This is a genomic window from Streptomyces sp. NPDC002680, from assembly GCF_042889145.1.
In the GTDB taxonomy this organism is placed as follows: Bacteria; Actinomycetota; Actinomycetes; order Streptomycetales; family Streptomycetaceae; genus Streptomyces; species Streptomyces adonidis.
The window spans coordinates 26045-38595 of the sequence record NZ_JBIAQP010000005.1 but is presented as its reverse complement, the minus strand read 5'-3'; the positions used below and the strand labels follow the sequence as shown (position 1 = coordinate 38595).

General features: G+C 68.2%; 15 protein-coding genes. 12 read left to right on the top strand and 3 right to left on the bottom strand.

Annotation, left to right across the window (positions count from 1 at the left end):
• Positions 1 to 117: 117 nt before the first annotated feature.
• Positions 118 to 900 carry an ABC transporter permease gene (locus ACFYXF_RS14940; protein ID WP_389349979.1) on the bottom strand — a complete coding sequence of 261 codons (783 nt, stop codon included), beginning with the start codon at positions 898 to 900 and terminating at the stop codon, positions 118 to 120.
• On the bottom strand, positions 897 to 1820 hold the full coding sequence (locus ACFYXF_RS14935) for an ABC transporter ATP-binding protein (RefSeq protein WP_389349978.1): 924 nt from the start codon (positions 1818 to 1820) through the stop codon (positions 897 to 899). The genes ACFYXF_RS14940 and ACFYXF_RS14935 overlap by 4 nt, the downstream gene beginning before the upstream one ends.
• A gap of 227 nt (positions 1821 to 2047) precedes the next feature.
• Between ACFYXF_RS14935 and ACFYXF_RS14930 the strand changes: the two genes are divergently transcribed.
• Genes ACFYXF_RS14930 through ACFYXF_RS14895 form a run of 8 tightly spaced genes read left to right on the top strand, consistent with a single transcriptional unit; the run spans position 2048 to position 8651 of the window.
• Positions 2048 to 2824: a helix-turn-helix transcriptional regulator gene (locus tag ACFYXF_RS14930; RefSeq protein ID WP_389349977.1), complete on the top strand. Its 777-nt coding sequence runs from the start codon at positions 2048 to 2050 to the stop codon at positions 2822 to 2824.
• Positions 2821 to 4245: a Fe-S cluster assembly protein SufB gene (gene sufB / locus ACFYXF_RS14925; protein WP_389349976.1), complete on the top strand. Its 1425-nt coding sequence runs from the start codon at positions 2821 to 2823 to the stop codon at positions 4243 to 4245. Before ACFYXF_RS14930 ends, sufB begins: the two co-directional genes overlap by 4 nt.
• A 57-nt stretch (positions 4246 to 4302) precedes the next feature.
• The gene (gene sufD, locus ACFYXF_RS14920) at positions 4303 to 5490 is read left to right on the top strand and encodes a Fe-S cluster assembly protein SufD (protein ID WP_389349975.1); all 1188 of its coding nucleotides are present in this window, start codon (positions 4303 to 4305) and stop codon (positions 5488 to 5490) included.
• Complete coding sequence (locus ACFYXF_RS14915; RefSeq protein WP_105975095.1) at positions 5490 to 5813, top strand: non-heme iron oxygenase ferredoxin subunit; 324 nt, start codon at positions 5490 to 5492, stop codon at positions 5811 to 5813. Before sufD ends, ACFYXF_RS14915 begins: the two co-directional genes overlap by 1 nt.
• Before the next feature lie 7 nt (positions 5814 to 5820).
• Positions 5821 to 6585 (top strand): Fe-S cluster assembly ATPase SufC, encoded by a 765-nt coding sequence (gene sufC, locus ACFYXF_RS14910; protein WP_389349974.1) that lies wholly within the window; start codon positions 5821 to 5823, stop codon positions 6583 to 6585.
• Positions 6582 to 7838 (top strand): cysteine desulfurase, encoded by a 1257-nt coding sequence (locus ACFYXF_RS14905; protein WP_105975097.1) that lies wholly within the window; start codon positions 6582 to 6584, stop codon positions 7836 to 7838. The genes sufC and ACFYXF_RS14905 overlap by 4 nt, the downstream gene beginning before the upstream one ends.
• A gap of 16 nt (positions 7839 to 7854) precedes the next feature.
• On the top strand, positions 7855 to 8322 hold the full coding sequence (gene sufU / locus ACFYXF_RS14900) for a Fe-S cluster assembly sulfur transfer protein SufU (protein WP_389349973.1): 468 nt from the start codon (positions 7855 to 7857) through the stop codon (positions 8320 to 8322).
• Positions 8319 to 8651, top strand: coding sequence for a metal-sulfur cluster assembly factor (locus ACFYXF_RS14895; protein ID WP_053741509.1), 333 nt, complete (start codon positions 8319 to 8321; stop codon positions 8649 to 8651). Before sufU ends, ACFYXF_RS14895 begins: the two co-directional genes overlap by 4 nt.
• Before the next feature lie 80 nt (positions 8652 to 8731).
• Here ACFYXF_RS14895 and ACFYXF_RS14890 read toward each other — a convergent pair whose 3' ends face one another.
• On the bottom strand, positions 8732 to 9604 hold the full coding sequence (locus ACFYXF_RS14890; RefSeq protein WP_389349972.1) for an AbfB domain-containing protein: 873 nt from the start codon (positions 9602 to 9604) through the stop codon (positions 8732 to 8734).
• Positions 9605 to 9828: 224 nt separating this feature from the next.
• Here ACFYXF_RS14890 and ACFYXF_RS14885 point away from each other — a divergent pair, with 224 nt between their 5' ends.
• The 4 genes from ACFYXF_RS14885 to ACFYXF_RS14870 all read left to right on the top strand — a co-directional run bounded on the left by ACFYXF_RS14885 (position 9829) and on the right by ACFYXF_RS14870 (position 12473).
• Positions 9829 to 10149, top strand: coding sequence for a DMT family transporter (locus tag ACFYXF_RS14885; protein WP_389349971.1), 321 nt, complete (start codon positions 9829 to 9831; stop codon positions 10147 to 10149).
• On the top strand, positions 10149 to 10688 hold the full coding sequence (locus ACFYXF_RS14880; RefSeq protein ID WP_389349970.1) for a TetR/AcrR family transcriptional regulator: 540 nt from the start codon (positions 10149 to 10151) through the stop codon (positions 10686 to 10688). Before ACFYXF_RS14885 ends, ACFYXF_RS14880 begins: the two co-directional genes overlap by 1 nt.
• 409 nt (positions 10689 to 11097) lie before the next feature.
• Positions 11098 to 12087 (top strand): 2,3,4,5-tetrahydropyridine-2,6-dicarboxylate N-succinyltransferase, encoded by a 990-nt coding sequence (dapD, locus tag ACFYXF_RS14875; protein ID WP_389349969.1) that lies wholly within the window; start codon positions 11098 to 11100, stop codon positions 12085 to 12087.
• A 161-nt stretch (positions 12088 to 12248) separates the two neighbouring features.
• On the top strand, positions 12249 to 12473 hold the full coding sequence (locus ACFYXF_RS14870) for a hypothetical protein (RefSeq protein ID WP_389349968.1): 225 nt from the start codon (positions 12249 to 12251) through the stop codon (positions 12471 to 12473).
• Positions 12474 to 12551 lie beyond the last annotated feature (78 nt).

The window sequence follows — 12551 nt, the reverse complement described above, 5'->3', positions numbered from 1 at the left end:
TTGCAGGGCACGCGTTTGCGAGGAATCCACTGAGTCGAACACGGAGCGTCTCTGCCCACTCCGTACGAACGTCACTCACCGGGAGGGCCTCCGGCCGGTCGCCGCTCCGGGCCGGCGTCACTCCCAGCGGAAGAACCGCCCCGCCGCCGCCAGCCCCACGACCGCCCACACCCCGAGAATCCCCAGGTCGCCCCACGGCATTCCGGCGCCGTGCTGGAGCACGTCACGCAGGCCGTCCGAGAGGGCCGAGATGGGGAGCAGGGACAGGGCGTCCTGGGCGCCGGGCGGGAACTTGTCCAGGGGGACGATCACCCCGCCGCCCACCAGGAGCAGCAGGAAGACGAGGTTCGCGGCCGCCAGTGTGGCCTCCGCCTTCAGGGTGCCCGCCATCAGCAGGCCGAGGCCCGAGAAGGCGGCCGTGCCGAGGAGGAGCAGGAGGAGTACGGCGAAGGGGTTGCCGTGCGGGGACCAGCCGAGCGCGAAGGCGATCGCCGTCAGCAGGGTCACCTGGAGGATTTCCGTGACCAGTACCGACGCCGTTTTCGCCGTCATCAGGGCCCAGCGGGGGAGGGGGGAGGAGGCCAGGCGCTTGAGGACTCCGTAGCGGCGTTCGAAGCCCGTCGCGATCGCCTGGCCCGTGAACGCCGTCGACATCACGGCCAGCGCGAGGATGCCGGGGGCGAGGAAGTCGACCGCCTTGCCGGCTCCCGTGTCGACGATGTCGATCGAGCCGAACAGGAGGAGGAGCAGGGCCGGGATGATCACCGTCAGGAGCAACTGCTCGCCGTTGCGCAACAGCATCTTCGTCTCCAGGGCCGCCTGCGCCCCGATCATGCGGGGGAGCGGGGCGGCGCCCGGCTGTGGGGTGTAGGTGCCTGTCGCGGTCGTGGTGGTCGTCATGAGCGCAGTTCCTTGCCCGTGAGCTCCAAAAAGACGTCTTCCAGGGTGTGCCGTTCCACCGAGATCCGGTCCGGCATCACCCCGTGCTGCGCACACCAGGACGTCACCGTCGCGAGGAGCTGCGGGTTGACCTTGCCGCCGACGCGGTAGGCGCCCGGGGTCAGCTCGGCCGCCGTGCAGTCCGCGGGGAGGGCCTTGAGCAGGGAGCCCACGTCCAGGCCGGGGCGGCCCGTGAAGCGCAAGGTGTTCTCGGCGCCGCCTCGGCACAGTTGTTCCGGGGTGCCCTGGGCGATGACCTTGCCGACGTCGATGATCGCGACGTCGTCGGCGAGTTGTTCGGCCTCGTCCATGTGGTGGGTGGTGAGGATGACCGAGACCCCGTCGGTGCGCAGGTCGCGGACCAGGTCCCAGGTGGCGCGGCGGGCCTGGGGGTCCAGGCCGGCGGTCGGTTCGTCGAGGAAGACCAGTTCCGGGCGGCCGACGACCGCCATCGCGAGAGCCAGCCGCTGCTGCTGGCCCCCGGAGAGACGGCGGTAGGTGGTCCGGCCGCAGCTGCCGAGGCCGAGGCGTTCGATGAGGGCGTCCACGTCGAGCGGGTGTGCGTGGAGTTTGGCGACGTGGCGGAGCATTTCGTCGGCGCGAGCGCCTGAATAGACGCCGCCCGACTGGAGCATCACGCCGACCCGGGGTCGGAGGGCGGCGGCTTCTCGTACGGGGTCGAGGCCCAGGACACGTACCGTCCCCGAGTCCGGTCTGCGGTATCCCTCGCAGGTCTCGATGGTGGTCGTCTTGCCCGCGCCGTTCGGACCGAGTACGGCGGTGATGCCCGCCGGGGCCACCAGGTCGAGGCCGTCCACCGCGGTCTTCGTGCCGTACCGCTTCACCAGGGCCTGGACCTGGACCACGGGCTCGCTTCGCATGGGTCCAGAGTCTAGGTACGGGATGTGTCACCCAGGTGCGCGGGGGTCTGGCCGGCCTCCGCTCGGACCCGGGGCGGGCATGCTCCCGTGCTGCTCGGAGGCGGTCCGGTGATCGATCAAAGATCGTTTGCGCAGGTCAGGTTAGGTGAGCCTAAGTGATGCAGGGCACCGTCGAGACGGGTGGACGCGGCTTGCCGCGCTCTGAGGAATTACGCAACAATGGTGTTGTGAAATACGTCGGCGAGGATCGGGAGGCTCCCATGGGCGCCCCTCAGGAGGAACTCGCGACCGGTGAGCGCTCGACGCGCAACCGGATCGCGCGGTCCATCCTGGACCACGGTCCGTCGACCGTCGCCGAACTGGCCGGGCGACTGGGCCTGACCCATGCGGCCGTACGCCGTCACCTTGACGCGCTGGTCGCCGACGACGTCGTACAACCGCGTGAGCAGCGGGTCTACGGGGCACGCACCCGTGGCCGGCCCGCCAAGGCCTTCGCACTCACGGACTGCGGACGCGACGCCTTCGACCAGTCGTACGACAAGCTCGCCATGGACGCGCTGCGCTGGATCGCCGCGCGTGAGGGCGGCGACGAGGCGGTGCTCGCCTTCGCGCGGGCCCGGTTCGCCGAGCAGGCCGAGGGCTACCGCAAGGCGATCGAGGCCGCCGGCCCCGAGAAGAGCGCCGAAGCCCTGGCCAAGGCCCTGAGTGCGGACGGGTACGCTGCTACGGCGCGCAGCGCACCGGTCGGAGAGCAGCTCTGCCAGCACCACTGCCCGGTGGGCCATGTCGCGGAAAAGTTCCCGCAGCTCTGCGAGGCGGAGACCGAGATCTTCTCCCAGCTGCTCGGCACGCATGTCCAGCGGCTCGCGACCATCGCCCACGGCGACGGTGTGTGCACGACGTTCATCCCGAAGGCCTCACACGCCTCTGCTTCACCCGCCCCACAGTTGTCCACTGCCACCCATAAAGCATCTGCACGTACTGCCGGGAGGAACCCAGCATGACGCTCCCCATCGAGGAGACTGCCCACCCCGAGCTGGAGGGTCTGGGCACGTACGAATACGGCTGGGCCGACTCCGACGCGGCCGGTGCCGCTGCCAAGCGCGGCATCAACGAGGACGTCGTCCGCGACATCTCCTCGAAGAAGTCCGAGCCCGAGTGGATGACCAAGCTCCGCCTCAAGGGCCTGCGCCTCTTCGAGAAGAAGCCCATGCCGAACTGGGGCTCGGACCTGTCGGGCATCGACTTCGACAACATCAAGTACTTCGTGCGTTCCACGGAGAAGCAGGCGGAGTCCTGGGAGGACCTGCCCGAGGACATCAAGAACACGTACGACAAGCTCGGCATCCCGGAGGCGGAGAAGCAGCGCCTGGTCGCCGGTGTCGCCGCGCAGTACGAGTCGGAGGTCGTCTACCACCAGATCCGTGAGGACCTGGAGGAGCAGGGCGTCATCTTCCTCGACACCGACACCGCGCTGAAGGAGCACCCGGAGCTCTTCAAGGAGTACTTCGGGACCGTCATCCCGGTCGGCGACAACAAGTTCGCGTCGCTGAACTCCGCGGTGTGGTCGGGCGGCTCGTTCATCTACGTGCCCAAGGGCGTGCAGGTCGAGATCCCGCTCCAGGCCTACTTCCGTATCAACACGGAGAACATGGGCCAGTTCGAGCGGACCCTGATCATCGTCGACGAGGGTGCCTATGTGCACTACGTCGAGGGCTGTACGGCGCCGATCTACAAGAGCGACTCCCTGCACTCCGCGGTCGTCGAGATCATCGTCAAGAAGAACGCCCGCTGCCGCTACACGACCATCCAGAACTGGTCGAACAACGTCTACAACCTGGTCACCAAGCGCGCCGTCGCCTACGAGGGCGCGACCATGGAGTGGATCGACGGCAACATCGGCTCCAAGGTGACGATGAAGTACCCGGCCGTCTACCTCATGGGCGAGCACGCCAAGGGCGAGACCCTCTCCATCGCCTTCGCGGGCGAGGGCCAGCACCAGGACGCCGGCTCCAAGATGGTCCACATGGCGCCGAACACCTCCTCCAACATCGTCTCGAAGTCCGTGGCGCGCGGTGGCGGTCGTACGTCCTACCGCGGTCTCGTCGAGATCGGCGAGGGCGCCCACGGCTCCAAGTCCAACGTGCTGTGCGACGCGCTGCTGGTGGACACCATCTCCCGCTCCGACACGTACCCGTACGTCGACGTCCGCGAGGACGACGTGTCCATGGGCCACGAGGCGACCGTCTCCAAGGTCTCCGACGACCAGCTCTTCTACCTGATGAGCCGTGGTCTGTCCGAGTTCGAGGCGATGGCGATGATCGTGCGCGGCTTCGTCGAGCCGATCGCCAAGGAACTGCCCATGGAGTACGCGCTCGAACTCAACCGGCTGATCGAGCTCCAGATGGAAGGCTCGGTCGGCTAGTCGTCGACCGCGTCCCCATCACGTCACTTACGCAGGAAAGAGAGCAGACCGACAGCCATGGCTGAGGCTCAGAACATCCCGGTGGGATCCACCACCGCCGGCTCGATCGCGGTTGCGGCCGCGGCCGAGTCGACCGTCGCCACGCGCATGAGCGCGCCCCCCTCCTTCGACGTGGCGGACTTCCCCGTCCCCCACGGCCGCGAGGAGGAGTGGCGGTTCACCCCGCTGGACCGGCTGCGCGGGCTGCACGACGGCACCGCGGTCGCCACCGGCGCCGGTGTGAAGGTGGACGTCCAGGCACCCGAGGGCGTCACCGTCGAGGCCGTCGGCCGTGACGACGTACGCCTCGGCCGGGCCGGCACCCCCGTGGACCGCGTCGCCGCCCAGGCGTACTCCTCCTTCGAGGCGGCCGGTGTGATCACCGTCCCCAAGGAGATGGTCCTCACCGAGCCGATCCGCGTCACCGTGCACGGCGAGGGCGGGGTGCGCTACGGCCACCAGTTCATCGAGCTGGGCGCCTTCGCCGAAGCGGTCGTCGTCATCGACCACACCGGTGACGCCGTGATCGCCGCCAACGTCGAGTACGTCCTCGGCGACGGCGCCAAGCTCACCGTCGTCTCCGTCCAGGACTGGGACGACCAGGCCGTGCACGTCGCCCAGCACAGCGCGCTGATCGGCCGCGACGCCACCTTCAAGTCCTTCGTCGTCACCTTCGGCGGCGACCTCGTACGCCTCCACCCGCGCGTCTCCTACGCCGGTCCCGGTGGCGAGGCCGAGCTGTTCGGCCTGTACTTCACGGACGCCGGTCAGCACCAGGAGCACCGTCTCCTGGTCGACCACAACACCCCGCACTGCAAGTCGAACGTCGTCTACAAGGGCGCGCTCCAGGGCGAGGGCGCCCACGCCGTGTGGATCGGTGACGTGCTCATCGAGGCCAAGGCCGAGGGCACCGACACCTACGAGATGAACCGCAACCTGGTCCTCACGGACGGGGCCCGCGTGGACTCCGTACCGAACCTGGAGATCGAGACCGGTGAGATCGTCGGCGCCGGGCACGCCAGCGCGACCGGGCGGTTCGACGACGAGCAGCTGTTCTATCTGATGGCCCGCGGCATCCCGGCCGACGAGGCCCGCCGGCTGGTCGTGCGCGGCTTCTTCGCCGAGCTGGTCCAGCAGATCGGCGTCGACGACATCCAGCAGCGCCTTCTCACGAAGATCGACGAGGAGCTGGAGGCGTCGGTCTGATGTCCACCACCTTTGTGCGGGCCTGCGGCCTCAGCGAGCTGGACGAGGACACCCCGAAGCGGGTGGAACTCGACGGCACGCCGGTCTCGGTCGTCCGTACCGAGGGCGAGGTGTTCGCGATCCACGACATCTGCTCGCACGCGAACGTCTCGCTCTCCGAGGGCGAGGTGGAGGACTGTCAGATCGAGTGCTGGCTGCACGGCTCCAGCTTCGACCTCCGCACCGGCAAGCCGTCCGGCCTTCCCGCGACGCGCCCCGTCCCCGTATACCCCGTAAAGATCGAAGGGGACGATGTGCTCGTCTCCCTCACCCAGGAGTCCTGAGGAACCCATGGCAACGCTTGAAATCCACGACCTGCACGTCACCGTCGAGGCCGACAACGCCACGAAGGAGATCCTCAAGGGCGTCGACCTCACCGTGAAGCAGGGCGAGACCCACGCCATCATGGGCCCCAACGGCTCCGGCAAGTCGACCCTCGCCTACTCGCTCGCCGGTCACCCGAAGTACACGATCACCGGCGGCACCGTCACCCTCGACGGCGAGGACGTCCTGGAGATGTCCGTCGACGAGCGCGCCCGCGCGGGCCTGTTCCTGGCGATGCAGTACCCGGTCGAGGTCCCCGGCGTCTCGGTCTCCAACTTCCTCCGTACGTCCGCCACCGCCATCCGCGGTGAGGCGCCCAAGCTCCGCACCTGGGTGAAGGAGGTCAAGGAGGCCATGCAGCGCCTCAACATGGACCCCGCCTTCGCCGAGCGCAACGTCAACGAGGGCTTCTCCGGCGGTGAGAAGAAGCGCCACGAGATCCTTCAGCTGGAGCTGCTCAAGCCGAAGATCGCGATCCTCGACGAGACGGACTCCGGTCTGGACGTCGACGCGCTGCGGATCGTCTCCGAGGGCGTCAACCGCGTCCGCGAGACCGGTGAGGTCGGCACCCTGCTGATCACCCACTACACGCGCATCCTGCGCTACATCAAGCCCGACCACGTGCACGTCTTCTCCGGCGGCCGGATCGTCGAGTCGGGTGGCCCCGAGCTCGCCGACAAGCTGGAGAACGAGGGCTACGAGGTATACACGAAGGGTGGCGCATCCGCGTGACACAGCTGCCGGGCCTCCTCGACACCGAGGCGATCCGTAAGGACTTCCCGATCCTCGACCGGGTGATCCACGACGGCAAGAAGCTCGTCTACCTGGACAACGCGGCGACCTCCCAGACGCCCCGCCAGGTGATCGACACCCTCTCCGAGTACTACGAGCAGCACAACGCCAACGTGCACCGTGGCATCCATGTGCTCGCCGAGGAGGCCACGGCGCTGTACGAGGGCGCGCGCGACAAGGTCGCCGCGTTCATCAACGCGCCCAGCCGCGACGAGGTGATCTTCACCAAGAACGCCTCCGAGTCGCTCAACCTCGTGGCCAACATGCTCGGCTGGGCCGACGAGCCCTACCGGGTCGACCACGAGACCGAGATCGTCATCACGGAGATGGAGCACCACTCCAACATCGTGCCGTGGCAGCTGCTCGCGCAGCGCACGGGCGCGAAGCTGAAGTGGTTCGGCCTCACGGACGACGGCAGGCTCGACCTCTCGAACATAGACGAGGTCATCACCGAGAAGACGAAGATCGTCTCCTTCGTGCTGGTCTCCAACATCCTGGGCACGGTCAACCCGGTCGAGAAGATCGTGCGCCGCGCGCAGGAGGTCGGGGCCCTGGTCCTGATCGACGCCTCGCAGGCCGCGCCGCACATGCCGCTGGACGTACAGGCCCTCCAGGCCGACTTCGTGGCCTTCACCGGCCACAAGATGTGCGGTCCTACGGGCATCGGCGTGCTGTGGGGCCGCCAGGAGCTGCTGGAGGACCTGCCGCCCTTCCTCGGCGGCGGCGAGATGATCGAGACGGTGTCGATGCACTCGTCGACGTACGCTCCCGCCCCGCACAAGTTCGAGGCGGGCACTCCGCCGATCGCCCAGGCGGTCGGTCTGGGCGCGGCGATCGACTACCTGTCGGCGATCGGCATGGACAAGATCCTCGCCCATGAGCACGCGCTCACCGAGTACGCGGTGAAGCGGCTCGGCGAGGTCCCCGACCTGCGGATCATCGGCCCGACCACGGCCGAGGACCGGGGCGCGGCGATCTCCTTCACGCTCGGCGACATCCACCCGCACGACGTGGGCCAGGTTCTCGACGAGCAGGGCATCGCCGTCCGGGTCGGCCACCACTGCGCCCGCCCGGTCTGCCTGCGCTACGGAATTCCCGCGACCACGCGAGCGTCGTTCTATCTGTACTCCACGCCGGCCGAGATCGATGCTTTGATCGACGGTCTGGAGCACGTACGGAACTTCTTCGGCTGAGGGGCTGGCTGGAATCGTGAAGCTGGATTCGATGTACCAGGAAGTCATCCTGGACCACTACAAGCACCCGCACGGCCGGGGCTTGCGGGACGGCGATGCCGAGGTGCACCACGTCAACCCGACGTGCGGCGACGAGATCACCCTGCGCGTGAAGTACGACGGCACGACGATCAGCGACGTCTCGTACGAGGGCCAGGGCTGCTCGATCAGCCAGGCCTCGGCCTCCGTACTGAACGAGCTGCTGGTCGGCAAGGAACTGTCCGAGGCGCAGAAGATCCAGGAGACCTTCCTGGAACTGATGCAGTCCAAGGGCCGGATCGAACCGGACGACGCGATGGAGGAGGTGCTGGAGGACGCGGTCGCGTTCGCCGGTGTCTCCAAGTACCCGGCCCGGGTGAAGTGCGCGCTGCTCAGCTGGATGGCGTGGAAGGACGCGACGGCCCAGGCCCTGGGCTCGGACGCCGCCGAAAGGAAGACGGCATGAGCGAGACCATTGAGATGAAGCCGGCCTCGGAGGACGAGGTCCGCGAGGCGCTGTACGACGTCGTCGACCCGGAACTGGGCATCGACGTCGTCAATCTGGGCCTGATCTACGGCATCCACATCGACGACGCGAACATCGCGACGATCGACATGACCCTGACGTCCGCGGCCTGCCCGCTCACGGACGTCATCGAGGACCAGGCCAAGTCCGCCACGGACGGCATCGTCAACGAACTCCGCATCAACTGGGTGTGGATGCCGCCGTGGGGCCCGGACAAGATCACGGACGACGGCCGGGACCAGCTTCGGGCGTTGGGGTTCAACGTCTGAGAGTCTGAGAGCCACTCCTCCGAACGCTGTACACGAAAGCGGCGGCACCCTGACCGGGTGCCGCCGCTTTCGTGTGTGTCTCAGGCGAGCGGGGCCACCAGGCGGAAGAAGAAGTCCTGCCGGTTGGTCGTGTTGTAGCCGTACGGGTCCAGGCGCAGCTGGAAGTTCTTGTGGCGCAGCGCGTAGTTGGGGTAGTTCACCGACGTGAGCATCGCCTCGCCGGTGTAGCCCGAGTACCCGCCGCAGAAGGTGGCGTCCTGCTTGAACAGCGAGGAGCCGTCGTTGCGTTCGGCGCGCAGGATGAAGTCGCGGTGGCGCAGGTACTTGCCGTCGTTCGTCTTGAACGAGTAGCAGGAGCTGTTGGACAGCCCCTTGACCACGTCGAAGGTGCTGTCCTCGCGGGATTCCGAGCCACGGACCTCGTCGAGCTTCACCAGGCCGTTCGACACGTGCCAGTACCGGCCGGGGTAGTTGACCGACTCGACGGACCGCGCGGTGGAGGCCGGCTTGGCGGGAGCGGCCGAGGACTTGCTGGGGGACGGGGAAGCGGCGGGCTTCCCCGGGGCCTCCGAGACGGCCGCGGAGGCGGAGCCCTTGGCGTCCGGGGCGGGGACGACGGGGGCGTCGGCCGTGGCGGCCGACGTGGTCGGCTGGGCCGACGACAGGCCGCTCTTTCCGCTCGGCGGTGCGTCTCCGGTCGCCGACGGGGAGGCGTAGGTGAGGAGACCGGGGTACGTGGAGCCCGGCGACGGCAGCGGGGCCTTCGCCACGGGCGCGGGCTGCTCGGCCTGCCGCTCCGTGACGATGATCGCGGTCACACAGGCGGCCACGACCGACAGGGCCAGGGTGCCCGCCATCCAGAGCCGCCGCGTCCCGGGCACACGTGAGGTGTCCGGGGCCCAGCCGTTCTCCCACGGTTGAGTTGGGATGAGCCGGGGCTTTTCTTCTGTCATGCGCTGTTCCTCCGGCGTCGCCTGTGGCGAACGTGTGAACGAGTAGTTGAAACAGTAATGGACGCGAGGCTAGGCGACGGTCCATTGCTGTGAGAAGGGTTGTTTCCTCAATGAGACCGGGGGGTGGGGGAGTTGGTGGTCGGTGCGGGTGGGGTGGGGTGGTTGGGGGTGGATTTGGGCGGTGCTGTGTACGGTCGTACATATCGATGCGTACACTCGTACACATGGGATATCTGTTGCTGGTCGGAGCCATCGCCGCCGAGGTGGGCGCCACGACCGCCATGAAGTACAGCGACGGGTTCAGCAGGCTGTGGCCGTCCGTGCTGACCGGTCTGGGGTACGCCGTCGCGTTCGTGCTGCTGGCGCAGACGCTGAAGACCGTGTCGGTGGGGACTGCGTACGCGATCTGGTCCGGGATAGGGACCGCTGCCGTCGCGACGATCGGCGCGGTGTTCCTGGGGGAGGGCATGGGCGTGGCGAAGATCGCCGGGATCGTGCTCATCATCGGCGGGGTCGTCGTGCTGAACATGGGCGGTGCGCACTGATGGGGCGGCGGTACGACCCCGAGCGGCGTCAGCGGATCATCGACGCGGCGATTCGGGTGGTGGGGGAGAAGGGGATCGCCGGGCTCAGTCATCGGTCGGTCGCGGCGGAGGCGGATGTGCCGCTGGGGTCGACGACGTATCACTTCAGCACGCTGGACGAGCTGCTCGTTGCCGCGCTTCGGCAGGCGAACGAGGGGTTCGCGAAGGTGGTTGTCGCGAGGGGTGGGCTGCGGGACGGGACGGGGGATCTGGCGGGGGAGCTGGCCGGGTTGTTGGGGGAGTGGCTCGGTGGGGATCGGGCGGGGGTGGAGCTGGAGTGCGAGCTGTATTTGGCGGCGCTTCGGCGGCCGGCGTTGCGGCCTGTTGCGGCTGAGTGGGTGGAGGGGGTGGGGGAGTTGTTGGTGGGGCGGACGGATGCGGTGACCGCGCGGGCGTTGGTGGCGGTGATGGACGGGATGTGTCTGCAGGTGCTGCTTACGGGGCGTGAGTATGAGGAGGGGTTTGCTCGGGAGGTGTTCGGGCGGGTGTTGCGGGGGTGAGGTGGGGTGGTTTTTCGCCCCCGCCGCCCCTACCCGTCCCATCCTTCTGGGGGCTGCGCCCCCAGACCCCCCTTGTCCTCAAACGCCGGACGGGCTGGAGGGTGGTGGCAGGCGGGTGGGTGGGGGGGCAGGGTCGCGGTGACGGGCTTTGCCCAAAACGGCGGGCGGGGGGGGGGGGGGGGGGGGGGGGGGGGGGGGGCAAGGTCGCGCTGAACGGCCTTGTCCTCAAACGCCGGACGGGCTGGAGGGTGGTGGCAGGCGGGTGAGTGGGAAAGTCGCGCTGAACGCGCTCGTCCTCAAACGCCGGACGGGCTGGGTGGTGCCAGCCCGGCTGGATGGTGTGACCGGTCCTTGAGATCTGGTCTGTGCTGGTTCGCTCGGGTGGGGTTCCTCAAGTTAGGTTTTCTCTATGACCGATACGACTGCTTCTCGTACCACCGGTGCCGTGGCCGCCGGGCTTGCCACCGTCGCCGCCGACGGGACTGTTCTCGACACCTGGTTCCCCGCCCCCGTGCTGTCCGCCGAGCCCGGTCCCGCCGGTACCGAGCGGCTGTCCGTCGAGCGGGCCGTCGAGGCGCTCGGCGAGGGTGCTGCGAAAGCGGTCGGGCCGGACGCCCGCCGGGGCGTCGAAGTGGTCGCGGTTCGTACGGTCATCGCCTCCCTCGACGACAAGCCCCTCGACACGCACGACGTGTACCTCCGCCTCCACCTGCTCTCGCACCGGCTCGTACAGCCGCACGGGCAGAGCCTGGACGGCATCTTCGCCCACCTCGCCAACGTCGCCTGGACCTCGCTCGGCCCGGTCGCCGTGGACGACATCGAGAAGGTGCGCCTCAACGCCCGCGCCGAGGGCCTGCACCTCCAGGTGACGTCCGTCGACAAGTTCCCCCGGATGACCGACTACGTGGCCCCCAAGGGCGTCCGTATCGCCGACGCCGACCGGGTGCGCCTCGGCGCGCACCTCGCCGAGGGCACGACCGTCATGCACGAGGGCTTCGTCAACTTCAACGCGGGCACCCTCGGCACGTCGATGGTCGAGGGCCGGATCTCCGCCGGTGTCGTGGTCGGCGACGGTTCCGACATCGGCGGCGGTGCCTCGACGATGGGCACGCTGTCCGGTGGCGGCCAGGTCCGTATCACGATCGGCGAGCGCTGCCTGATCGGCGCCGAGGCCGGCGTGGGGATCGCGCTCGGCGACGAGTGCGTGGTCGAGGCCGGGCTGTACGTCACCGCAGGCACCCTCGTCACCATGCCCGACGGCCAGATCGTCAAGGCCCGCGAACTCTCCGGCGCCTCCAACATCCTCTTCCGCCGCAACTCCGTCACCGGCAAGGTCGAGGCCCGCCCGAACAACGCGGTCTGGGGCGGTCTGAACGAGGTTCTTCACAGCCATAACTGACATATCCGTACCCGTATGGGTTCGTACGGCAACCCCCCAAGATCACGTACGGGTTACTCCGCGTGACCTCGTCCGGCTTCAGGCAGATGAACGGGTGGACACAGGGTCCGACGATCAGATGCCGAATGTCGAATGTCGAAGCAGGACGAGGGGTGGAGCTCATGACGAACGAGCGGGCCAGGATCGCCACGCGCTGGCTGACGGGGGCGGCCACCGCGGCCGTGGTCTGCGGGTTCTCCGCAGGGACGGCGTGCGCCGACGAGTACAACACGAACTCGCACAACGGTCCCAAGATCGGGCTCGTCAACGTCGGTCAGATCGACGACCCGATGGAGGACGTGCTGGAGCACTTCCTCCTGTTGGGTGACGGGTATCGCTGGGATTGATTGATTGATTGATCCGTGGCTTTTTTTTGGGGGAGGGGCGAGGTTCGGTTCGGACTTCGCCCCTCCCTCGTCGCCGGG

Excerpts from the sequence above, each read along its gene's own strand:
- ACFYXF_RS14940 (WP_389349979.1), bottom strand. The coding sequence starts at position 900 with ATGACGACCACCACGACCGCGACAGGCACCTACACCCCACAGCCGGGC.
- ACFYXF_RS14935 (WP_389349978.1), bottom strand. The coding sequence starts at position 1,820 with ATGCGAAGCGAGCCCGTGGTCCAGGTCCAGGCCCTGGTGAAGCGGTAC.
- sufB (WP_389349976.1), top strand. The coding sequence starts at position 2,821 with ATGACGCTCCCCATCGAGGAGACTGCCCACCCCGAGCTGGAGGGTCTG.
- sufD (WP_389349975.1), top strand. The coding sequence starts at position 4,303 with ATGGCTGAGGCTCAGAACATCCCGGTGGGATCCACCACCGCCGGCTCG.
- ACFYXF_RS14915 (WP_105975095.1), top strand. The coding sequence starts at position 5,490 with ATGTCCACCACCTTTGTGCGGGCCTGCGGCCTCAGCGAGCTGGACGAG.
- sufC (WP_389349974.1), top strand. The coding sequence starts at position 5,821 with ATGGCAACGCTTGAAATCCACGACCTGCACGTCACCGTCGAGGCCGAC.
- ACFYXF_RS14895 (WP_053741509.1), top strand. The coding sequence starts at position 8,319 with ATGAGCGAGACCATTGAGATGAAGCCGGCCTCGGAGGACGAGGTCCGC.
- ACFYXF_RS14890 (WP_389349972.1), bottom strand. The coding sequence starts at position 9,604 with ATGACAGAAGAAAAGCCCCGGCTCATCCCAACTCAACCGTGGGAGAAC.
- ACFYXF_RS14885 (WP_389349971.1), top strand. The coding sequence starts at position 9,829 with ATGGGATATCTGTTGCTGGTCGGAGCCATCGCCGCCGAGGTGGGCGCC.
- ACFYXF_RS14880 (WP_389349970.1), top strand. The coding sequence starts at position 10,149 with ATGGGGCGGCGGTACGACCCCGAGCGGCGTCAGCGGATCATCGACGCG.
- dapD (WP_389349969.1), top strand. The coding sequence starts at position 11,098 with ATGACCGATACGACTGCTTCTCGTACCACCGGTGCCGTGGCCGCCGGG.
- ACFYXF_RS14870 (WP_389349968.1), top strand. The coding sequence starts at position 12,249 with ATGACGAACGAGCGGGCCAGGATCGCCACGCGCTGGCTGACGGGGGCG.